The organism is Candidatus Tisiphia endosymbiont of Xenochironomus xenolabis (assembly GCF_964264705.1).
Lineage (GTDB): Bacteria > Pseudomonadota > Alphaproteobacteria > Rickettsiales > Rickettsiaceae > Tisiphia.
Map to the genome: position 1 here is coordinate 1,153,968 of NZ_OZ183473.1, position 23,262 is coordinate 1,177,229.

General features: G+C 33.9%; 16 protein-coding genes, 1 other RNA gene and 1 pseudogene. 3 read left to right on the plus strand and 15 right to left on the minus strand.

What is annotated here, in order from left to right:
- Positions 1-54: 54 nt before the first annotated feature.
- Positions 55-2,772: a DNA topoisomerase (ATP-hydrolyzing) subunit A gene (gyrA, locus tag ACFELY_RS05610; protein WP_375333869.1), complete on the minus strand. Its 2,718-nt coding sequence runs from the start codon at positions 2,770-2,772 to the stop codon at positions 55-57.
- A 183-nt stretch (positions 2,773-2,955) separates the two neighbouring features.
- Between gyrA and ACFELY_RS05615 the strand changes: the two genes are divergently transcribed.
- Entirely contained in the window at positions 2,956-3,132 is a 177-nt protein-coding gene (locus tag ACFELY_RS05615) for a hypothetical protein (RefSeq protein ID WP_341748929.1), read from the plus strand.
- Positions 3,133-3,289: 157 nt separating this feature from the next.
- Here the strand turns inward: ACFELY_RS05615 and ACFELY_RS05620 are convergent, their stop codons facing one another.
- From ACFELY_RS05620 to gatB, 8 genes and pseudogenes are all read right to left on the minus strand, one after another.
- The gene (locus ACFELY_RS05620) at positions 3,290-4,156 is read right to left on the minus strand and encodes a glycosyltransferase family 25 protein (protein WP_375333870.1); all 867 of its coding nucleotides are present in this window, start codon (positions 4,154-4,156) and stop codon (positions 3,290-3,292) included.
- 127 nt (positions 4,157-4,283) lie between these two features.
- An RNA gene (gene rnpB / locus ACFELY_RS05625) (RNase P RNA component class A) lies at positions 4,284-4,687 on the minus strand.
- Positions 4,688-4,736: 49 nt separating this feature from the next.
- Complete coding sequence (locus ACFELY_RS05630; protein WP_375333871.1) at positions 4,737-5,717, minus strand: pyruvate dehydrogenase complex E1 component subunit beta; 981 nt, start codon at positions 5,715-5,717, stop codon at positions 4,737-4,739.
- A gap of 4 nt (positions 5,718-5,721) precedes the next feature.
- Entirely contained in the window at positions 5,722-6,708 is a 987-nt protein-coding gene (gene pdhA / locus ACFELY_RS05635) for a pyruvate dehydrogenase (acetyl-transferring) E1 component subunit alpha (protein WP_341748751.1), read from the minus strand.
- 505 nt (positions 6,709-7,213) lie between these two features.
- Positions 7,214-7,834: pseudogene (locus ACFELY_RS05640) on the minus strand (septal ring lytic transglycosylase RlpA family protein); the annotation flags it as partial.
- A 4-nt stretch (positions 7,835-7,838) separates the two neighbouring features.
- Positions 7,839-8,465: a BON domain-containing protein gene (locus ACFELY_RS05645; protein ID WP_341759086.1), complete on the minus strand. Its 627-nt coding sequence runs from the start codon at positions 8,463-8,465 to the stop codon at positions 7,839-7,841.
- A 561-nt stretch (positions 8,466-9,026) separates the two neighbouring features.
- Complete coding sequence (gene tsaD, locus ACFELY_RS05650; RefSeq protein WP_375334155.1) at positions 9,027-10,067, minus strand: tRNA (adenosine(37)-N6)-threonylcarbamoyltransferase complex transferase subunit TsaD; 1,041 nt, start codon at positions 10,065-10,067, stop codon at positions 9,027-9,029.
- Entirely contained in the window at positions 10,064-11,512 is a 1,449-nt protein-coding gene (gatB, locus tag ACFELY_RS05655; protein ID WP_375333872.1) for an Asp-tRNA(Asn)/Glu-tRNA(Gln) amidotransferase subunit GatB, read from the minus strand. Before gatB ends, tsaD begins: the two co-directional genes overlap by 4 nt.
- 760 nt (positions 11,513-12,272) lie before the next feature.
- Between gatB and ACFELY_RS05665 the strand changes: the two genes are divergently transcribed.
- Positions 12,273-15,059, plus strand: coding sequence for a cell envelope integrity protein TolA (locus tag ACFELY_RS05665; RefSeq protein WP_375333873.1), 2,787 nt, complete (start codon positions 12,273-12,275; stop codon positions 15,057-15,059).
- 293 nt (positions 15,060-15,352) lie between these two features.
- The gene (locus tag ACFELY_RS05670) at positions 15,353-17,605 is read left to right on the plus strand and encodes a tetratricopeptide repeat protein (protein WP_375333874.1); all 2,253 of its coding nucleotides are present in this window, start codon (positions 15,353-15,355) and stop codon (positions 17,603-17,605) included.
- A gap of 86 nt (positions 17,606-17,691) precedes the next feature.
- Here ACFELY_RS05670 and ACFELY_RS05675 read toward each other — a convergent pair whose 3' ends face one another.
- From ACFELY_RS05675 to ACFELY_RS05700, 6 genes are all read right to left on the minus strand, one after another.
- Complete coding sequence (locus ACFELY_RS05675) at positions 17,692-19,116, minus strand: replicative DNA helicase (protein WP_375334157.1); 1,425 nt, start codon at positions 19,114-19,116, stop codon at positions 17,692-17,694.
- A 70-nt stretch (positions 19,117-19,186) separates the two neighbouring features.
- A complete protein-coding gene (gene trxB / locus ACFELY_RS05680; RefSeq protein WP_375333875.1) occupies positions 19,187-20,119 on the minus strand; it encodes a thioredoxin-disulfide reductase in 933 nt (310 codons plus the stop codon).
- Positions 20,120-20,140: 21 nt separating this feature from the next.
- Positions 20,141-21,019: an alpha/beta fold hydrolase gene (locus ACFELY_RS05685; RefSeq protein WP_375333876.1), complete on the minus strand. Its 879-nt coding sequence runs from the start codon at positions 21,017-21,019 to the stop codon at positions 20,141-20,143.
- Between the two features lie 9 nt (positions 21,020-21,028).
- A complete protein-coding gene (locus ACFELY_RS05690) occupies positions 21,029-21,958 on the minus strand; it encodes an AEC family transporter (RefSeq protein WP_341749552.1) in 930 nt (309 codons plus the stop codon).
- Positions 21,959-22,049: 91 nt separating this feature from the next.
- Positions 22,050-22,910, minus strand: a complete 861-nt coding sequence (locus ACFELY_RS05695) for a ribonuclease D (protein ID WP_375333877.1) — start codon at positions 22,908-22,910, stop codon at positions 22,050-22,052.
- A 98-nt stretch (positions 22,911-23,008) separates the two neighbouring features.
- Positions 23,009-23,254: a palindromic element RPE2 domain-containing protein gene (locus tag ACFELY_RS05700; protein WP_375333878.1), complete on the minus strand. Its 246-nt coding sequence runs from the start codon at positions 23,252-23,254 to the stop codon at positions 23,009-23,011.
- Positions 23,255-23,262 lie beyond the last annotated feature (8 nt).

Below are 23,262 nucleotides of genomic sequence, written 5' to 3' on the forward strand. Positions count from 1 at the left end.
TGGATTGCCGCGTCGCCGCAAAGCAGCTCTGAGCCATGACGCTTGGCAAGAGGTCTATTCAGGCAATACTTCTCCATCATCACTACCATCTTGCATATTTTCTTCTTCTGTTTCAGGGCTTTCAGCAATCAACGCAACAGAAACTACTTTTTCTTCTTGCTCAGTTTTAAATAATATTACCCCGCTAGTATTACGTCCAGTGATACGTACCGATTCAAGTTTACACCTAATTAGTTTGCCGTTATTAGTAATTAGCATCAACTCATCAGATATATTAACCGGCATTACGCCAACAACCAAGCCTGTTTTATTAGACACATCCATATTAACAACACCGCTTCCACCACGATTAGTAATCCTATACTCATATGCCGAACTTCTCTTGCCAAAACCATTTTCCGTAACAGTGAGGATAAATTCTTCAGACAGTGCCATTTCCAAAATTTGTTCTTTAGTTAAATTTACCCCATATTCTTCTGGAGTAAATTCTTTACCATCAGCTATTAACAATCTTTCCTCTAGAGGAATTGATCGGTAAGTTTCTCTTTCATCCATAGTGCAGGAGATGCCTTTTAATATGGTCATAGAGATAACATAATCGCCTGAAGCAAGTCTCATCCCTCTTACTCCATCAGAAGTGCGGCTTTTAAATACCCTAACTGAACTAGCAGGGAATCTTATGGCTTTACCAGATTTTGTTGCCAGTAACACATGATCTTCATCTTTACAAACTTTAACATCTATTAAAAGGTCATTATCATCAAGCCTAATAGCAATTTTACCATTTGATTGAATACGTTTAAAGTCTGATAAATCATTTCTCCTGATATTACCTTGGCTTGTAGCAAAAATAATATTCAAACTATCCCACTCATCCTGATTCTCAGGTAATGGCATAATATTATTGATATGCTCTCCTTCTTTTAAAGGTAAAATATTGACTATTGGTCTGCCCTTACTCTGAGGATTACCGAGCGGTAATTTGTATAATTTTAAGCTATATACTTGACCAATATTTGAGAAAAATAACATTGGTGTGTGAGTACTACCAACAAATATTTGAGTAGTAATATCCTCGTCTCTCATTGACAGCCCTGACCTGCCCTTCCCTCCCCGGTTCTGTGCTCTATAGGTAGCAAGAGGTACGCGTTTAATATAACCGCCTAATGTTACGGTCACAACCATTTCTTCTCTTTGGATAAGATCCTCTATATCCTGATCGAAATCACCAAATTCAATGCTAGTAAGACGTGGTGTAGCGAATTCATCTTTAATTCTAATTAACTCGTTTTTTAAAATCTCTAAAAGCTTTTCACGGGATGATAAAATAGCAGTATAGCCTGTAATTTCCTCAGCAATTTCTCCTAGATCACTTTCTAATTTATTCTTCTCCATAGCAGTTAAACGTTGTAACCGCATTTCAAGAATAGCTTTTGTCTGTGTTTCAGTAAAATAACAGTTACCATCATCGGCTATCACCGCTCTATCATCAACAAGTTTTACTAAATTTATGATAGTTGATGCATCCCAAGTCCTTTGCATTAATTGCTCTTTAGCACTTGCCGGATCACTTGAAGATTTAATAATTCTAATAACTTCATCAATGTTACTAACGGCAATAATTAGTCCCAATAAAATATGAGCTTTATCCCGAGCCTTATTTAATAAATATATCGTTCTCCGAGTGATTACTATTTCTCTAAAATTAACAAAAGCCGCTATTACTTCTTTTAAGTTCATAACTTCTGGTAGCCCGTCTTTTAGAGCTAACATAATCACCCCAAAACTGGTTTGTAACTGAGTATAAGAATATATTTGGTTTAGCACTACTTCGGCTACCACGTCTTTCTTTATTTCAATTACTACTCTAATACCATCTTTATTTGATTCATCTCTAAGATCGCTGATACCCTCTATCCGTTTTTCTTTGACTAATTCAGCAATTTTCTCAACTAATTTAGCTTTATTAACCATATATGGTATTTCTGTAATAATAATAGCCTGTCTATTATTAGCAATCTCTTCAATTTCTGCTCGACCTCTAGTTAGAATACTCCCCCTGCCCGTTAAGTAAGCCGACCTAATGCCGTTTATACCAAGCACAATACCAGCCGTTGGAAAATCAGGACCTTTAACCACTGACATAAGTTCTAATATTTCTATATCATTATTATCAACATATAGGCAGCAAGCATCAATAATCTCTCCAAGATTATGAGGCGGAATATTGGTGGCCATACCAACAGCAATACCATTAGTACCATTTATCAAGAGATTTGGAAACATTGATGGCAATACTGTAGGTTCTCTCTCAGAACCATCATAATTTGGAGCAAAATCAACGGTTTCTTTGTCAATATCTTCAAGTAATGTATGAGTAACTTTAGCCAGTCTTGACTCTGTATACCTCATAGCAGCAGGTGCATCACCATCTCTCGAACCAAAATTACCCTGTCCATTAATTAGTGGTAATCTTAAAGAAAAATCCTGTGCCATTCTTACTAATGAGTCATAAATTGCCGCATCACCATGTGGATGATATTTACCCATTACATCACCAATAATTCTCGCTGACTTACGATGAGGTTTGTTAAAGTAGTTAGAAGCTTCATACATTGCATAAAGGATTCTGCGATGTACTGGCTTTAGACCATCGCGTACATCTGGAATAGCCCTACTGACAATTACACTCATTGCATAATCTAAGTATGAGCCTTTCATCTCATCTTCAATGTTAACAGATATTAAGTTTTGATGATCTATAATAGCCACAGTTAGAACCCACATTTATTAAAGTAATATTCGAATGGTTTAAGTATAGTACATATTCGGAAAGAAATCTATCGTTGAATGAGCATAGGCTAGCTAGGAAAGATATTTTTTTCAAGATGATTGAGATTATATATTTAATGATATATAATAATTATTTGAGGTAAGTATATTTAGGAAATATTTATGGACGATAAAAACCAAAATAAAAAACTGACATGGATGGAAATTTTTGAGAAATTGTCACTAATACCAACAGGGAATTCTTTTGATAAAGAAGGTAGAGCAGATTCACCAATTGAAGAAAAAGGAGAATCAAACAAAAGATATAGTGATACATATCCCTACTTCAATGATTTTTGATAAGGTACAAGTCTGAAAGACCGATTGTATAAGGGTATAAGATTTTACACTACATTATTTTACGCTCATGTTCGCTCGCAATTACGTATGTACACCTATAATTGTCATTGCACAAGGAACTACTTTAGTAGCGACGAAGCAATCTATATGACAAGAACTAATTTCGAATATCATTCTTTTTAGGGAACATTTCTCCAATAATTGAATCTCCTTCTGGGTTAATTGGGAATGGCCATATAGCATAAGCCTCCATTTTTTTTGAAACGATGCTACGCTCCAGTACATGATCTATTGGCCAAGTAAATTTTTTACTATAACCAAGTAGTGCTTTTGCTGCAGGCAGGCTAATCATATATGCCGCTGTTGAAGTAAACCCTATATTATTAGTTCTTATTTTTTTCAAAAGTGGATTATTATACACATTCTGCAACGCCTTTGTTTTAGCATGTAATATCATGTGCAAATAAACGAAATCCCAATACGATGGTAGTGTACTTATAGCCTTTAGAAATTCTTCTCGAAAATTTGTACTAAATACTGAGTCATCTTCTAATATTAACGCATATGGAATACTTTCTTGAACCATTTTATACCAAATTTCTCGGTGACTGCAATATACACCAAATTCCCCAGCAGTTAAAGTACGAGCTAACATTGAGAAATCAGAATAATATTCAACATCTTCTGAAGGACAACGAATAGTATAATAACTATTTGGCAATAAGAGTTTAGGGTTACTTTTTATGTCTTGACCAGAAAATTTTAATCCCTTATCATCGACTATTTCTAATAAATACCCATCAATAGCATTAAATCTTTCATAATTTAACCCATTTTTTTGAAGTTGCTGAGTTATTTTCTGATATCTTTGTGGAGTACGGTCTAAATTTATTACAAAAACCTTAATATCATTTTCTAATAATGGTTTAGTTGTTAATATTACTGTAGGTAGAAATTTAAACAACGAAAAAGAAATTATAATTACTGTTAATAACAATACTATATATTTATTATATTTATGCATTAAAACCCATTTTAGCTATAGATTCCCACCTAAGCGGAAATTCTTTAGATGTTATATTTCTAGACTTTTGACGGTGGAACTACCCAAACATACTCTATTTTTTAAACTCACCAATTCTAAATTCAAAACCAAATGATGGTCTGTAAGCCGGATTTTGTATAGATAATATTTCTATTATCTATTGCAGTTATTTATCTAGGATAAATGTTACCATTTACCTCAAGCGATCTACCCGCACTACTTCTAGCCAGAGATGCCTAGGAACACGTAAGTTCTGTAGTGCCTATTTGATCTTGCTCTTGGTGGGGTTTACCATGCGTAGCTTGTTACCAACCTACCGGTGTGCTCTTACCACACCATTTCACCCTTACCAAACTATGTTAAATTATAATTTGGCGGTATATTTTCTGCGGCACTTTCCCTAAAAGATTACTCTCCCGCTGGACGTTAACCAGCACCATACATCTGTAGAGTCCGGACTTTCCTCGTAAATTCTAGTATAGATTTTTACGCAACTGCACGACCATCTAGTTAATTATGTTTTAATATAGTTGCCTCGTCAATGATTATTTTACAAATATCATTGAACATAACACACTTTCTTCACAGCACTAATAACATCTTCGATAGTTGGTAAGGCTAATTTCTCTAAATTAACAGCATATGGTAGGGGAACATCCTTACCCGAGATAATTTCTATAGGAGCATCTAGATAATCAAATGCCTGACTCATCACCATGCTAGCTATAGTTGCCCCAACCCCGGCAAAAAACCAACCTTCTTCTATAATAACCAATCGGTTAGTCTTTTTGACTGATTGTAATATAGTTTCTATATCCAAAGGCTTGATCGTTCTAAGGTCAATCACCTCACAGTTAATGCCATTATCCTGCAAACTATTTGCCGCATCTAAAGCCAACTTAACTTGTAAGGAAAATGTTACTATGGTAGCATCATCACCTTCAATAAGTTTCTTAGCTTGCCCAAAAGGAATAGGCTCGATTATTTCTGGAACTTCAAAACTATGCCCATAGAGAATTTCATTCTCTAGAAAAATCACTGGACCATCATCACGAATAGCCGTCATTAACAACCCTTTGTGATCTTCTGCACTATAGGGAGCTACTACTTTTAACCCCGGAATATGACTATAACAAGCTGTATAATTTTGACTATGTTGTGCAGCAACTCGACTTGCTGCTCCATTTGGTCCACGAAATACTATTGGACATTTAATAATTCCACCAGACATATAATGAGTCTTAGCTGCAGAATTAACTATTTGATCCATTGCTTGCATAGCAAAATTAAATGTCATAAATTCAACAATTGGACGCAACCCCGAAAAAGCTGCACCAATAGCCACCCCAGCAAAGCCATGTTCTGTTATTGGTGTATCAATTACTCTTTTTGCCCCGAATCGCTCTAACAATCCTTGGGTTACCTTATATGCTCCTTGATACTCGGCAACTTCCTCTCCCATAATAAAGATGCTATCATCCTTCAACATTTCTTCCTGCATTGCCTGACGCAAAGCTTCCCGTACTGTTATTTGTAACATCTTCCTACTCATTCACAACATAAATATTAGTATATAGTTCTTTCTCATCCGGTAAGGCTGAGCTTTCTGAAAACTCAACTGCTTCTGCAATAATATCTTTGACCTCTTTGTCAATTTCTTTCAACTGCTGCTCACTAGCATATTTGTTATCCAGGATTATATCCTTCACTCGCGATAAGGGGTCTTGTTCTTTATAGATATCAACTTCTTCCTTACTACGATATTTGGCTGGATCAGACATTGAGTGTCCTCGATAACGATAACAATCCATTTCTAATATTATTGGTCCGCCACCATTTCTTGTAAACTCTGCAGCTTGCCGAGCATAATCATAAACCGATTCTAATGACATAGCATTTACTTTAAAGCCGGTAATACCACACGACTCCCCTTTCTTGTAAAGGTCAGTCATAAAGGTCGAACGGGCTACTGAGGTACCCATTGAATATTGATTATTTTCAATAATATAAATTATCGGTAAATGCCATAATGCCGCTATATTAAAAGCTTCATATACTTGCCCCTGATTAACTGCCCCATCTCCTAAAAAGGTAAAACACACATTATCAGTATTTCGATATTTTTCAGCAAAAGCCAAACCAGTACCTATCGGCACCTGAGCTCCTACAATGCCATGCCCACCGTAAAATTTGTTTTGTACGTCAAACATATGCATTGAACCACCCTTGCCTTTCGAGCAACCAGTTTCCTTACCCATTAGCTCTGCTAACACATATTTTGCTTCAGTCCCGGCTGAAATAATATGAGCATGATCCCTATAACTGGTAATAGTATTATCACCAGCCTGTTTTACTAAATCTATACCAGTAATTATCGCTTCTTGTCCAATATATAAGTGACAAAACCCACCTATTAGACCCATACCGTATAATTGTCCACATTTTTCTTCAAATCTTCTAAGCAACAATATCTTTTTATAAGATTCGAGATATTGAGTACTATTTAGTTTATATTTCCCAGGAACAATCATCTATGACTCCTCTATATTCTCAATTATATATAATATAACAGATTTTTTTGATCCACTAATAGCTGTTTTCATTATTTTTGTGATATTGCTTATTTTTTCTAGGAGTTTGTCGGAGATAACTAATTAATTATATTTTGAGCTATTTTTTGGCGAGAATATATATGATTTTTGCAGGAATAGTGTAGCTATTTCAAAAAAATCATGTTTATTCGCAGCCAAAAAGAGCCAAATATAGAATTACTTTAGTTATTTCCGACAAACTCCTAGATTGCCACGCTCACATATACTCTTCTGCTTTGAAGAATTGGAACGTAAAACAAGGGGTGAGCGAACGCAGCGTAGATGAGCTACGTGAGTACGCGAATACCCCGAAGTTTTACGGAACCAATTCTTCAAAGCAGAAGAGTATATGTTCGCTCGCAATGACGGAAGTGCTTTACCCAAATGTCATTGCGAGTGAGCCAGTTTACTGGCAACGAAGCAATCCACTACTATCCTAAAATTATCAAGGATTAACTGTCAATTTATGTTTTAGATTTACTAATTTTATATGACAATTAACGCTACATTTAGGATTGGCTACTTTTCTTTGGGCAATACAATTTTCCTCAGGTCTTAAAGCAATATTATTCAAAAATTCTTTAGTATCTTTAGGCATATATTGCACTCTAACCTTTGTTATACCACGTCTTTTAAATCCTAAAATCTCAGCAGATTTTTCTGAAACATCTATAATACGGTTCTTTTTAAAAGGTCCACGATCATTAACCATCACAATCAGGGACTTATTATTACTTAAGTTAGTAACTTTGACTAAACTAGGCAGCGGTAAACTACGATGAGCTGCACTTAGCATATGTTTATTATAGATATCACCATTGGCTGTTTTTTTCCCATGGGTATTATCCTTGAAACCATACCAAGATGCCATACCTACTTCATTGCAATTAACATCTTCCTTAGGCTTATAAGTCTTACCTTTAATAGTATATTTTTTGCCTATCTTATAATGTCCCTTATAATGAATATTTTTAGGATCTTCCTTCGATAATTTGTTATATAGGCTAGTCTTTGGTAAAGTAGAACAAGAGCTAAGTCCTATACAATAAACTAGCAACAAAAGAATAGGTCTAAATTTCACTTTCATTTACATCATGTTTATTATCAATCTTTTCAGCTTCCTTTATTTTAACGTGACAAACGACTCTTTCTACACCATTGATTTGAGAAGCAATAGAAGTGACCATTTCTAACTCCTGCTCAGACCTTGCTAAACCAAATATATATACTATATTGTTAACTGTAACAATAGTGTAATTTACCCATTTTATATCTCGCTTAATAAAAGTCCTAGCTTTAATCTGACTAGTAATTATAGCATCTTTAGTATATTGCACTAAGTCAAAATGATCGCTTTTTTTATCTATTATCAGTTCATTAATAACTTCACGAACTCCTGTTATATCCCAAACAAGTTCTACAGCTTTTAATGCCTCTTCTTTTTTGTCTATGATTCCAGTAAGTAGCACCCTCCCCTGTTCTACCTCAACCTTAATCTTAGTGTATAATTCCCTGAAATTATTTTTTATAAAAGAAGCTTTGATCTTCGTTGATATTTTTATGTCATCAATTGTTTCGGAAATTGATTGATCTTTTGCCGCTGCGATAGTAGAACTAGTTGCTGCAGTAAAAATTGTTGGAAAACATCCTGTGAGTATGAAAGATAAGATTATAATAATAAAGTTAATTCTATACATAACCCTCCTTACGTCTACGTAATATCCGCCCTTAAGATAAAGCTAACCCGTTAATGTTCTAGATAACATCTTCGTCATTGCGAGAAAACGTATGTACTTACAATCGTCATTGCGAGACCACGCAAGTAGGTCGTGGCAATCCATTTCTAATCAATGTTTTGATTGCTTCGTCGGCTCACGCCTCCTCGCAATGACGCCTGGGATATCTAAAACTTATTCTGATTAGCTACAAAGCTTTCTAAATGAATTTATTATAGTAAGTTTTATAGTAAGCACAACTAATTTCTGCCAAGAAATTCTAATATAACAACCCGTATAGGCTTTTGATATTGTTATAACTCCTTAAATGTCTGTCAGTGAGGAGCTGCTCTGTAACACCTAGTCATTGCGAGCGAACGTACGTGAGCGTGGCAATCCACATTCTGGTGTCATTGCGAGGAGGCGTAAGCCGACAAAGCAATCCATTCCTGACCATTTTTGGATTGCCGCGTCACCGCAAAGCGGCTCCTCGCAATGACGGAGTGTTACAAAGTAGCTCCTCACAATGACGTATATACTTGGTTAGCTATATAAATCCTCTAAGCTCCATTTTGCTCTAGGGCAGAAATTGAGTGAGTTAGTAAGATTATTTTGCAGCCGTTCTAGCCCAGCATAAGCAATCATAGCCGCATTATCGGTGCATAAATGTGCTGGTGGTACTAAAAGTACATATCCTTGTTTTTCTGCTTGATACTTAAGTATAGTTTTCAAATAACCATTAGCGGCAACTCCACCAGCAAGTACGCAGGTTTTTTGTGGTAATGCCGACTTACTGATAAATTCCTCATACATTTTAAAGCTATTAAGCATTTTTACTGACAAGATTTCTCCAACTACATATTGAAAACTGGCAGCTATATCATTAATTTCTTGTTCACCTATAGGCTGTAATTTGGATATTAATATGCGTACTGCCGTCTTTAAACCTGAAAATGACATGTCACAGCCAGCTTGATGAATAATGGGTTTTGGTAAAACATACTTAGATGGATTGCCAAATTTTGCTCTTTTCTCAATTTCTACGCCTCCAGGAAAAGGCAAATTTAGCATTTTAGCTACTTTGTCAAAGCACTCCCCTACCGAATCATCGATAGTCCGTCCTAAAATTTTATATTTACCCAATGCTTGGACTGCAACAAATTGGCAATGCCCACCTGAAACTAATAGAAATAAATATGGGTATTCTGCCTTATTGGTTAATCTAGCAGTAAGTAAATGCCCCTCTAAATGGTTAACTGCAATAAACGGCTTTTTTAAGACGCTAGCAACTATTCTGCCAAACATTGAGCCAACTATTACTCCACCTATCAAGCCAGGACCAGAAGTAGCTGCGATTCCATCTATATTAGATAGTTCAAGATGAGTTTCATCTAAAACATACCTAACTGCTTTTTCTAAATTTTGCAAATGTGACCTAGCAGCGATTTCTGGCACCACCCCTTGAAAAGCCTTATGCTCTTGGTGTTGGGAAATAACAATATTTGATAAAATCTCTTTATCTGAGGTAACTATTGCTACGCCAGTATCATCACAACTTGATTCAATACCTAATATTTTAATTATTGTAATTTCTCCTTTAATAAATCATTCACTAGGTTAGGGTTTGCTTTTCCTTCAGTTTTTTTCATTACCTGTCCAACGAAAAAACCAAATAATTTATCTTTACCACTTCTATAAGAATCAACAGAGTCAGGGTTTTCCAACAATATTCCGTCAATTATAGCAGTTAGTATACCACTATCTGACATTTGCACTAAGTCTTTTTCTTCAATAATTTTTTCCGGTTCTTGTCCAGTTTCAAACATAGTTTCAAAAACTACTTTGGCAATTTTGCCGGAAATCACCCCATCTTCTATTAGCTTCACCATTTGAGCAAGCATTTTTGGGGTAATTTTACAGTCACTTAAGCTAATGGAATTTTTATTAAGCTGACCAAATAACTCACTAATAATCCAATTAGCAAGTATCTTTGGATTACATAAGCTAACTGCTGCTTCAAAATAACCTGCCACCTGTTCATCAATTACCAAAACTTCAGCATCATAAGCATTTAAACTATACTCTGTCATATATCTTTGAATTTTTGCATCCGGTAATTCTGGTAGCTCTTGAGCTAATTGTTCTATTAGCTCCTCAGATATAACTATTGGCAATAAATCTGGGTCAGGGAAATATCGATAATCATGAGCTTCTTCTTTTAGACGCATCGTTCTAGTCTCCCCAGTATCTCCATCAAATAATCTAGTTTCCTGTATTATTGTCTGCCCATCTTCAATTAAATTTACTTGCCTATTTGCTTCAAACTCTATTGCTCGCATAATATTACGAATCGAATTGATATTCTTGATCTCACACCTTGTGCCAAGTGGAGTTCCAGGAAGCCTAACCGAAATATTAGCATCACAACGTAATGAGCCTTTTTCCATATCACCATCACAACTTCCTATATATCTCAACAAAGTCCTGAGTTTACGAACAAATTCTGCTGCATCTTCCGGCGAATCAAGGTCTGGCTCAGTAACAATCTCCATTAATCCTACACCAGAACGGTTTAAATCAATGAAGCTATAATGAGCTGATTGATCATGAATGGACTTACCAGCATCTTGTTCTAAATGCAAACGATTAATTCTAATTCTTTTGGTTGTTCTCTGTTCAGTTACTATATCCAAATAGCCATCTTGGACAATTGGATGATAAAATTGGGAAATTTGATAACCCTGCGGTAGATCAGGATAAAAGTAATTTTTACGATCAAATCTTGAATTAAGATTAATTTTCGCATTAAGTCCAAGACCAGTTTTAATTGCTTGATGAACACAATATTCATTTAACATTGGTAACATTCCAGGCATTGCTGAATCAATCAAAGATACTTGTGAATTAGGAGGAACGGCAAATTCGTTAGAACTACCAGAGAAAAGTTTGGATTTTGAAGAAATTTGGGCATGTATCTCAACGCCTATCACATATTGCCATTTACCTGTATTACCAATAATATAAGCCATTTAAAATCTCTTTAAGTTTACTAAATATATAACTTTTACCTAACATCATTAGCCGTCATTGCGAGCGAACATATGTGAGCGTGGCAATCCATGCAGCTTGTCATGTGGATTGCTTTGTCAGCTACGCTTCCTCGCAATGGCGTATGTAAATTTGGTACAATGCTAATCGGGTTAGCTACATTTAAGTCTTTATCATATTTTCAATAAAAATTGTAGTTTTTTATAATTTTTTATTTTCTAAAGAACAATTAAGCAATTCACAAAAATATTGAAAATTAATTACTTTTTTACTTAGTGAAAAAAAATTTTGATGTACACTATAGAAATATTAAGAAATTTTATAGTCAATTGATGAGAAGTTGGTGACGTTGTCGCTTAATGCTTGCCTATTACTTATAGGCGTTACTCCATAGCTCCTAGCCCCAAATCTTCCTGAATTGACTATAGTTGAAGAATTCTAGAGCTTGTAAAAATATCATAAATTACAGAAAGGTTACTAATTATTGTCTATATCTTAAGAAAAAGTGTTTAATATTACTTGATTATTAAGTATAAATCTGTCTTAATTTAAATTATAGGTTCTTTAGTATAGCTTTATTGAAAGAGAAATTTGGAAAGAAAAATTAAGCAAAGAACTTCCACTAATAAAATATTTAGTACGATTTTTTGCTTAATTTTGACAACAAAATTACTTTATAATTAAATAAGTTATGCAAGAGTCTGTTACTAAATTAATTAAATGAACATATAAGAGGATATTATGTCTAAGACGCACAATGAAACCAACCCTCAAAATGATAGCGTAGACTCAGGCTCTATAACACTCAAAATAGGAGGCTTGATTAACAGGCTTAAGCTTTTCAAAGAGGTTGGTGATATAACTATAGTTAACACACCGCTAAACAAATCGGACTATTCAACAGCCTTGAAGGAATATGACAACTTAAATACAACTGCAAAAAAAACCACCCAATTTCCATCCTCTGCTGACAAAGCCGAATTTTTGTTTGATTTAAACAAGTGTCAAGCTGTTATTGCTGTCCGAGCAGGTCAAGACGCAAGTACATATTTAAAGGCATGGCAGAGTGCTAATTCAAATGACTTTATGACAGGGCTACAAACAATCCTTGAAGAACGCATTAAATTTCTTCAAGAAACTGGTGATATAACAAAAATTAATAAGCCTCTTGATTCATCGGAATATACATCAAGTAAGAGCATATATGATGCTTTAGTTAAGATTATGAAAAAGTATCCGCTTTCAGATGATATCAGAGCAAAATTATCTTTTGACTTAAACAAGTGTCAAGCTATTAGTGCTGTCCGAGCAGGTAAACCAGCAGATCAAGACGCAAGTACATATTTAGAGGCGTGGGAGAAAAGTGCTAATGCAGATGACTTTATGACAGGGCTACAAACAATCCTTGAAGAACGCATTAAATTTCTTCAAGAAACTGGTGATATAACAAAAATTAATAACCCTCTTGATTCATCGGAATATCAATCAAGTAAGAGCATATATGATAGTTTAGTTAAAACTATCAAGGACTATTCGCTTTCAGATGAGATCAAAACAAAACTATCTTTTGACTTAAACAAGTGTCAAGCTATTAGTGCTGTCCGAGCAGGTAAACCAGCAGATCAAGACGCAAGTACATATTTAAAGGCGTGTGGTAGTATTAGTGCTAATAGAAATGACTTTATAATAGAACTATACAAAATAATAAACCTGCAAAAAAAAGTAGCAAACAATGTACAAAATCCAGAACTAAAAATTACTACACAACTATATAAACCATTGTTAGAACAAGCTTTTGAGGTAGTGGGTTCATTCCTTAATTCAAACAATTATGAGGCAGCTCTTGATGAGATAACGCCTTTGATAAAATATGCCAACACTGTTCTAACACTGGAGAAGTATGTTGAGATTTGTATAAAAGAAGCTGCCCCTCAGAAACTTGAGGAATGTTGGAACCAATGTCTTATGACAACAAGCTCTACAATAGAAAAAAGTAAGACTCTTGCTGGAATCTTTCAAAAATTACATGATACTTTTGAATCTCTTGCAAGTGTTGATCCTAAGACTAAGGCTAAGTACGAAGATATTGCTAAGCAAGCTAATGAGCGTGCTATACAATACACCCCTCAAAAGGAAGAGGTACAGGTATCTCAGGAAAAACCAACTGTTTCTGTAAGTAAGAAAGAAGAAAAAGCACTAAAAGAACTTAAAGCATTGGAAAAGGCACAAGTGACACTTGGTACGAAACTTATTAATACTAAAGCTAAGGTTGAAGTAATCAAGGTAGAAACCCTATTTGACGCTGAAGCCGAAGCCGAAAAAGCTAAACTTAGGGATAAACTCAAAGCCGAAGAAGCTGAACTTATGGCTAGACTCGAAGCTAAAAAAAATAAACAAAAACTTGACATCGAAGTTGAAAAAAGCACTCAATTATCGGAAATACGCGGACAAGGTTCATCTACAAAAGATACTTTAGTTACACCCACTGCCCCTCCAAAGGAAGTTGAAGCCAGTGACTCTTCAAATGTAGTTACAACCAGTGACTCTTCAAATGTAGCTGAAACCAGTGACTCTTCAAAGAAGTCTGTTTCCAAGGGCATATATCCGAGTATTAGTGCTTTTAAAGCTGAACTCGCTGCTGATAATATCGCTGCTGTTAAAGCCAGCTCTTCAATTAATGTATATAATAATAGTCCATACTCTTATACAGCTGGAACTCATAAAACTGCCCCTATAACAGCTGTTATGCCTACTTCTAGAACTGCTGACCCCACTGCTACTGATGCTAAAACCGCTGTTGAGGATGTCGTTGAGGAAACTGTCGGTGCTAATGCCCCTAACACTCTAGTAGATACAGTAATTAACTTGCTTAATTCAAACGATTCAAATGACAAAGAAGTCTATAAAATTTTTATTAAATCTTTTGAAAATTCAAGGACAACTTCTGAAGAGAATTATCAGTTATTAAAAGCAATAGCAGAAAAAACAACAGATACAGATATACAACTTGCTGCTCTTACTGCCGCTAAAAGTCAAACGAACAACCAGAAACAGCAAGCTGAACTCTTTCTATCTAAAGGTAAGATTCTCTTGTCTTTAGGAAAGAAGGAGCAAGCTTCAAACGAGTTTGGGGAGGCTGCTTCTTATAATCATGATATATATAAAGATGTTGCTGTGGAAACTTTAAAGTCCCTATATGAATCAGGTAATCATGAAGTGGGGTATTGGTACTTATCTAAGACACAGAATTTTAACCATAAGGATCCAAGCCTTGCTCAAAAATTACTAGAATTTTCCCACTATGTGAAATTAGTCCACGGTGCTCAAGGAGAGGCAGCATGTCTTATAAAAGCTTACCTTTGTGCACCCAATGCAGATGTATTAGTAAGAGTTTCAAATGATTTATCTATAATGAGACACACACCTTACGCAGCTGACTATTACAAAAATTATTGTGCAATTCGTGGCACAGACAAGGTAGAGACGTATCTCCAAGGTCTTCTTCCGGAGATTGAGAACCATATGTAGAAAAACAGCTATGTGTTATCCCACCTAGGCGGGAATGATGCTTAGTCGGCTATACCTCCTCGCAATGACGATTTCAGCTTCCAACGTCATTGCGAGACTACATAGTAGTGAAAGCGAGCCATAAAAGCAACCAAAAATGGATTGATTCGTTGGCTCATGTCTCCTCGTAATGACACGGTTATTTTTCCGTAACTTTTAAACTGCCATGATGCCATCTAAAACCCGTTCTACCTTCTAACTTTTAACAGTTGTGGGGTATGTGTAAGGTAAATAAATGTAAAAAAAATAATAAAATGAATAAATATTTAACATTAATAATATTATTAATAATGCCGCATAATTCATTTGCTCAAGAAAAGATATCTAGTTTTGTTATGCCAGTTAGTTATTTTGTTAATCACGTTAAACAACTAAATCTGCTCAAAAATAATTTAATTAAATATCGGCAAGCAAGTGTTATAGGCACTAGTGGCATGGGGAAAACACAGCTTGCTAGAATGTATTGTTATGAGAATCAAGATGATTATACACTTATTTGGTTTATTGACTGTAATTTAGATATTAATGAAGAATTGATAAAGCTAGCAAAAGCTATTAATAGCACCGCTAAATCTAATATAATATCAGAAGATATGAGATTAGTGAGAAAAGAACTAATGAGCTATTTGTCGAATCAAGATAAATGGTTGCTGGTATTCGATAATCTAAAGGTAGGTAAAAATAAGAAAGTTCAGGAGTTCGTTGATTGGGAAAATAATGGGCATGTTATATTTTGTTCCCAAGATAGTGAAATATTACCGAATATAGTCAAGATGACTGCCTTTAAAAAAAGTGATGCGATTACTCTGGCTAATAATATTCTAGGAAGTGATAACACCAAATTAGCAGAATTTTTAAGTAAAGAATTTGCTGGTTACCCTATCATGATAGTACAAGGTGTACAATTATTAAACAATGTACAAGGTTTAAATAGAGAAGGGTATACAAAAAAAATTCAACAATCAACAGATAAAATTGAATTAAACATTACATTAGTTATCAATGAGTTAAAGCCAAGTACTAAGAAACTTTTAAATAAAATAGCCTTAATAAATAACCAAGGTTTCTCGAAAGAACTTTTAAAAATTATTACGGATAATCAAAATACTCTTGATGATGATCTCTATCAATTATCTAAATTTGCTTTAATATCTAACATTGACTCACATGACACTAACCCTATCTTTGAAATGCACGATGTTATTGCTCAGAAAATAGCTGAGATCAATGGAAATAGTAATAATACAACTGATTTAGATAATATTATTACCAAGTTAACAAATTACATACCAAAGAGCTTAATAAAAGCTCGTCTTTTTAGAACCAGTAAAACTATATCTGAGAATTTTGAAATAATTTTAAAAAATTCAGAAAAATATAGCTTAAATATATATAACATTATGAAACTTAACCTCCAATTAATGGTTCAGTATTATAATACTCATAATTATGGTAAACTAGGAAAAAAAATTCAGTGGTTTAATACAATTGAACAACAAAATAATTTTAAATTATGGTTAATGAATGATGATGAAAAATATATATATGCACGATATATGAATGCAATATGTTTGTATCATCGGAGCTATTCTAACTATAGGATAGCAATAAATTATTGTATAAAAGCACAAGAAATATTAAATAATGTAAAAGGTTATGAAGATTGCAAATGGAGTTTATCTTATAATTTAGTACAGCATAATGTTAAATTAGGACAAGTTAAAGAAGCAGAAAGCAACATTCAAATTATGCAACAAATGTTTAATAAAGGTTTAATGGATAAAAGTGACATAGCTTATATACATAGTGCTAAGTCAATTTTATCATTTGTACAAGGTAAATATAGTGAATCATTAGAGCAAAATAATAAATCTATAGAAGCAGTTATTAAAAAGGGAATAAGTCCTAATGATTTATTTCTTATGTATCCTTATCTAGATAAAATAGAAATATTGCTTTATCTTAAAAAATACCAAAAAGCATATGCTCAACTTAAACAATTATATAATTTGTATAAATCTCATAAAAAAGAGTTCCCTGAGATACTTAGTCGTATTTATCTCCAGATGGCAAGAAGTGAGTTAGGGTTGGGTAAACTAGAGCAAGCCTCAGATCATATTAATAAAGCTATTTTCATATTTTTAACCGATGAGCGTAGAACTCCCAAAGATGCAGATTATTCGGAAGACCCAGATTTAGCTGCTAGTTATGTAGTGCAAGGTAATATTCTATTTGCTGAAGATAAGATAAAAGAGGCTATAAATTCCTATAATAAAGCTTATAACATATATTATTATTTATATAGAGATAATCGTAAAAATGTGGCACAAGTTAGTGATTTGTATAGTCAAGGAGCTAAAGCATCATGTAAAGCAAAAGAGTTATCTAATTATAAATTTTTTGGTAAGCAGCAAGTAAAAGAATTTGGGATAAATCACCCTAATACTGTATCTATGTTCAAGTATTGTAAAAAATATAATATGGATTTATGGGCAGAAGAACAGTAAAAGCGGCTCCTCGCAATGACATTTTATACTTTAAATTTTGTTCACAGAGCCTAGTCCCAGTACTAACATCAAAGATTTTTAGCCCTTTATTTCCCAAGTAGTTTTTTTTGTAAATTACCAAATTTTGAATGCTGGCTATCATAGTGAAGCTGAACATTGCCAACAGGACCATTACGATGTTTTGCTATTATAATATCGGCAACATTATATACCTGATTTAACTTACTTAACCACTCTGCGTGTTTTGCATCACCCGCCGAAGGTTCTTTACGGGTTAAGTAATATTCTTCCCGATAAATAAACATTACTATATCAGAATCTTGTTCAATAGATCCAGATTCCCGTAAGTCCGACAACATCGGCTTTTTATCTTCTCTAAGTTCAACAGCTCTAGATAATTGTGATAAAGCAATTACAGGAATATTTAATTCTTTGGCTATCGCTTTTAACCCTTGAGTAATTTCTGAAATTTCATTTACCCTATTCTCTGATTTGTTTATTCCTCTAATTAACTGCAGATAATCTATAAATAATATACCAAGATTATGCTTACGCTTCATTTTTCTAGCCCTAGTACGAATGGCAGCAATAGATAAAGCCGGTGTATCATCAATAAAAAATGGTAAGTCAGAAAGAGTTGTAACTTCTCTGCGTAATCGATTATAATTCTCTTCCTTCACATGACCTGACCGAAGGGCAGATGAATTAATTTCAGTATGCATTGACAGAAGACGAGTAGTAAGCTGCTCAGATGACATTTCAAGAGAGAAGAATCCTACTGATTGACTTTCTGTTTCTTGTTCATTATTTTTTTGCTGTAGAACTTTACAACTATTTACTGCAAGATTTATAGCAAAAGCTGTTTTCCCCATTGATGGACGTCCAGCAATGATAACTAAGTCTGAGTTCTGAAAACCTGATAATTTATGATCCAAATCAATTAAGCCGGTAGAAATACCTATTACATGACTAGAATTCTTCATGGCTCTGTTAATACTAGCTAGAGACTCTGAGAGAGATAGCCCAATTTTAACAAAGCTCTTATCATTCACTCCTTCACTAGCAAGGTTATAAAGCTTACCTTCTGCATGTTCTATTTGCTGACTTGAATCATATTCTAAAGAAGCATCATAAGCATTATTAACTACCTCTTCCCCTATCTGAATTAAATTACGCCTTATTGCCAAATCATAGATTATTTTTCCGTAATCTAGTGGATTAATTACCATCATTGACAGAGTGACTAATTTATTTAAATAGTCGCTACCACCTAATTGCTGAAATAATTCATCTTTTTCTAACATGCTTCTAAGCGTTATTGGAGTAGCGATTAAGCCTTTTTCTGTAATAACTTCAATAGAATTATAGATTTTTTGATGTAGTGGCTGAAAAAAATGATTTGGTCTTAGAAATTCTGAAACAATATTGTAGTAATCATGGTTAACTAAAATCGCTCCTATTAACATTTGCTCAGCTTGAACGTTTTCCGGTAAAGTTCGAGCAACAGGCATGACTATAGCTGACTCATTCGAGCCGTTTAACTTATCTGCTTTATCAATCGCTTTACTACGAGCCATAAATTTAATGGTTTAAAAACTTTTCTGCTTCTAAAGCTGCCATACATCCAGTACCAGCAGCAGTAACTGCTTGTCTAAAAATTTTATCTTGTACATCTCCAGCGGCAAAAACACCTCTAATACTGGTTTCCGTTGAATTTGGTTTAGTAATAATATAATTATCACTATCTATATCTAGTTGTCCTTTGAACAAACTAGTATTTGGCATATGCCCAATCGCTATGAATATACCAGTACAGTCAATTGAGCTAACCTCACCTGTTTGGGTATTTTCTAGCCTAGCTGAGGTAACTGATTTAGGATTATCAGTACCGATAACTTCAATCAGTCTATGATTCCAAACAACAGATATTTTAGGATTTTTAAATAATCTGTCTTGTAAAATTTTCTCGGCTCTAAAACTATCCCCGCGATGCACAATAGTCACCTGACATGCATGATTGGTTAAATATAATGCCTCTTCAACAGCACTATTACCTCCACCAATAACTAATACGTGCTGATTTTTGAAAAAGAAACCATCGCAAGTGGCACAAGCTGAGACCCCATATCCTTTGAATTGTCCTTCGGAAGGGATGTTAAGCCATTTTGCTTCCGCCCCAGTACATATTATAAGACTATCCGCCCAGTAAATTATACCAGATCCAGTGGTCACCACTAAGGGTTTTTTTGATAAATCTACTTTTTCTACATAATCGTAGATAATTTCTGCCCCAACATTTTTTGCCTGCTGAGTCATTTGCTCCATTAACCAAGGACCTTGCACCGGATCAGCAAAACCTGGATAATTTTCAACATCTGTCGTAATGGTTAGCTGCCCGCCTGGCTGCATACCATGTAATAATATCGGATTTAGTGCTGCCCTAGCTGTATAGATTGCCGCACTTAAGCCAGCAGGACCTGAACCTATAATAAGTACTTTAGTAGAAATAGTCATAATTAATATCCTTGTCAAAAATTATCTAGCCAAGCCATCTAACCAGAATTTTATATAGTTAATTTGATCACTAGTCATTAACGAAGGTACATGACCAGCATAATCAACAACAAAAAGTTCCAGCTCTTTATTTTTTTTCATTTGTTCAATAGTAGATTGTTGTAAAATATCAGACTTAGCTCCATGGATAACCAATAATTTACAAATAATTTTATTCCATATAGCCCACATATCAACATTTTTTTGCTTACTCGCGTTAGCACTCATACCATGTACTATGTCAGGATCATAATTCATTTTATATTTTCCATCTTGAGTCTTTATAAAACTATATTTGGTAAGATAATCCCAATCTTCCTCACTACTAATACCAAATTGGCTATATATTAGCTTTAAATGTTGCTTGGCACTAGCTAAATCAACAAATAAGGGTACTTGACCTGCATATAGACCAATTTTAACTAAAGGGGATGACGGAATAAAAGGACCTATATCATTGATAATCATGGCTTTGATAAGTTTGTTATATCGACTAGCTAGAACCATACCAATTATTCCGCCCATGGAACTACCAAGCCAAATACAGTTCTTAATAGCTAACTTCCTTAGAAAAAGTACTGTATCTTTTATATATACTGGATAGTTATAATGCTCTTTCTTTTTAAAAACATCACTATTTCCACGCCCTGGATAATCTATAGCAATTACTCGAAATTTATCACTTAATGCCATAGCAATTTTATCAAAATCATGAGCATTTCTAGTCAAGCCATGGGCACAGACTATGACATTTTTATTATTAGGGTTGCCAAATTCAAGATAAGCCAGCTTATGAGATGGGATATATTGTGAGCCAAACCAATTAATATACGGTCCAACTTGGATGAATTTTTGTATCATCTATTCTAATTAATTCAAATCGCTTAAAAATATACTTACCATAAATGGTATATATATTACACTAAAAATTAGGGAAAGGAATACTGTAGTAGCAACTTTTTCTGGATGGAATTTTTGTAGACTTGCTATAACAATCAGATTGGCTGCCATAGGGGCAGTGGCAAGAAGCCTAAAAGCATTGTAATAATTCTCATCATACCATCCTAAAACAAATTTATCTAAAAGGATAAATAAGTTAATTCCTATTGGATAAAATAGAAATTTTGCCATAAAAGTGGCAACAGTAAACTTTATGTCTATTTCAAATTTTTGCAAAGTTGAAAGAGCTAAACCAACCATAACCATACCAAGTATAGAAAATGACCCTCGCATATTATATATAAAATCATCTAAAAAATCAGGTAAAGTAAAGCCAGCGAAACTAAATAAACAACCAAGTAAAAAACCATTTAAAATTGGTAGCTTTACAACTTTCAAGATACTTTCACTACTATTGGCAAAACTTCTGGCACAAATATAAAATCCCACCGAGCATTCAAAAATATTTACACCTATAACTGCCATCATATAGATACTTAAAACATAATCATCAAAGAGAGCAGCAGCTATTGGTAACATAAAATAACCACCATTAGCTGTACCGGCAGATAATGCTATAATGTTTCGTGTATGATCAAACCAATATCGTCCAAAAAAATAGTAGGAAAATATTGATAAGGAAGTAGCAATAAAAAAAATAACTACAGTAACGCTTAATGATGATAAAGTTAAAGTAGTACTGGCAGGAATAGCAAAAAAAACAATAGGAGATATAAAATAGAATAACAACGAAGCTATACTATCTCTTTCAACTTTAGAATATCTTCCTGCTAGGAAACCAATTACTACACTCAGTAAAACAGAAATGGTTTTAAAAAAAACTATACTAAACATTGCCATGCAATAAAGCCAGAATATATAAGATTTCTGTTTTAGTCAACCTTTGAGAAAATAGCAATTTTATTTTACAATTAATATAAATAAAGTGTCTTTATTCACCTAATTCTTGTATTGCAAGACACAGATCTGCTAATTGAGTTCTATATTTTTGCTTACTAAGGTAGCGACCATTTAGTTTAAGATTTTCAAAATCTTTGTTACTGGTAGGTAAATGTTGACAAATCTTTACTAATTCCTCATCACTAATAAAATGTCTCCTTGGTAAATCTATGGTACTTGCTTGTTCTTCCCGATAAGCTGCCATAATTTTCATTTTATTAATAAAAAACTCTGAATGATTATGGAATCTGACTTTTTGCCAAGCCTTTTGTGTATCAACAATATAATTTTCAATATTAAGCAAAGATTTTATTTGCTCGTCATATTCATTTTGCAGATTATTATCTTGGATTATTGATTGTAATATTTTGTAAATTGGTTCTAAATATTCAACATCTTTAATAGCATAATCTAGCAGATTAGCACTAATGGGACGTTTTAACCAATCAGATCTTTGATAAGTTTTATCAATATGAACGAAGCAAATTTTACTGCATATATCCGAATAACTTAAATGTTTACCAAAATCACAAATACCAGCAGCAATTTGTATGTCAAAAACATTTCTTGGCAATTTCTTAAATAAATGATAAAATATTTCAAAATCCTCTCTAGGAGCGTGAAATATTTTAAGAATTTTCTCGTTCAAAAATATTTCGTTAAGAGGCGAAAGATCCAAATCACATAAAGTGTCAATTATCACTTTGTGACTACTAGTCATGATTTGTATTATGCTAAGCTGAGCAAAATAAGTATTCTTACGCAAAAATTCAGTATCAACACTTATAGTCTTACAATCCAATAACTGCCGACAAAATTCGTTTAATATTTTTTGATTATCAATAATCAGCATTTTTGAAGTATTAGTAATTAAATTGCTCTTGATCTAAAGGATTTAGCCATAAGCTCATGGTTACAGTAAAAATAGCTTAACAGTTTTACAGCACTTTGTCAAATGATGGAATCCTTAAGAAAGTTCAGACTATCAAATGTACTTCTTAATATGGGAATATAAGATCTAATATTATTATAAATTTTATCTGCTAGCTGCTGATCATAAGTGTGCGAAGTATAGTCAATTGATGAGAAGTTGGGGACGTTGTCACTCGTCGCTCGCCTATTACTTATAGGCGTCGCTCCATCGCTCCTAGCCCCAAATTCTCCTGAATTGACTATGATATTTCTATCTAGAAGCATTTTTAGCC